General features: G+C 57.7%; 1 protein-coding gene. It reads left to right on the forward strand.

All coding sequences use genetic code 11. The annotated features are described in order from the left end of the window. Positions 1–1034 (forward strand): photosystem II D2 protein (photosystem q(a) protein) (gene psbD, locus IQ268_RS31990; protein ID WP_193887518.1); only part of this gene is annotated, 1034 nt, incomplete at both ends.

Genomic DNA, 1034 nt, shown 5'->3' on the forward strand with positions numbered 1-1034 from the left:
ATGACCATAGCAATGGGACGAGCGCAAGCCAATCGAGGATGGTTTGATGTCCTCGATGACTGGCTAAAGCGCGACCGATTCGTCTTCGTTGGCTGGTCTGGTCTACTGCTGTTCCCCTGCGCCTACCTGGCGATCGGCGGCTGGCTGACCGGCACCACCTTCGTTACCTCCTGGTACACCCACGGGTTGGCGTCTTCCTACCTGGAAGGCTGCAACTTCCTGACCGTGGCCGTATCCACCCCACCCGATGCGATGGGACACTCCCTACTGTTCCTGTGGGGCCCCGAAGCGCAGTGGGACTTGACTCGCTGGTTCCAACTCGGCGGGTTGTGGGCGTTTGTTGCGCTGCACGGTGCATTTGCGCTGATCGGCTTCATGCTGCGTCAGTTCGAGATTGCGCGTCTGGTGGGCATCCGTCCTTACAACGCGATCGCCTTTAGTGCCCCAATCGCAGTGTTTGTCAGCGTCTTCCTGATGTACCCGTTGGGACAATCGAGCTGGTTCTTTGCCCCCAGTTTTGGGGTAGCGGCTATCTTCCGCTTCTTGCTGTTCTTCCAGGGCTTCCACAACTGGACGCTCAACCCCTTCCACATGATGGGGGTTGCTGGAGTGCTGGGTGGCGCGCTGCTGTGTGCGATTCACGGGGCAACCGTGGAGAACACGCTATTCGAAGATGGCGAGAAGGCGAACACCTTCCGTGCCTTCAACCCGACCCAGAGTGAAGAAACCTACTCGATGGTGACGGCGAACCGTTTCTGGTCACAGATCTTCGGTATTGCCTTCTCCAACAAGCGGTGGTTGCACTTCTTCATGCTGTTTGTGCCGGTGACGGGGTTGTGGATGAGTGCGATCGGAGTTGTGGGTCTGGGGTTGAACCTGCGGGCTTACGACTTTGTGAGCCAGGAGATTCGGGCTGCTGAAGACCCTGAGTTTGAGACGTTCTACACGAAGAACATTCTGCTGAACGAGGGCATCCGCGCCTGGATGGCTCCTCAAGATCAGCCGCACGAACACTTTGTATTCCCTGAAGAGGT

It is taken from the genome of Oculatella sp. LEGE 06141, from assembly GCF_015207605.1.
Classification (GTDB): domain Bacteria; phylum Cyanobacteriota; class Cyanobacteriia; order Elainellales; family Elainellaceae; genus Oculatella.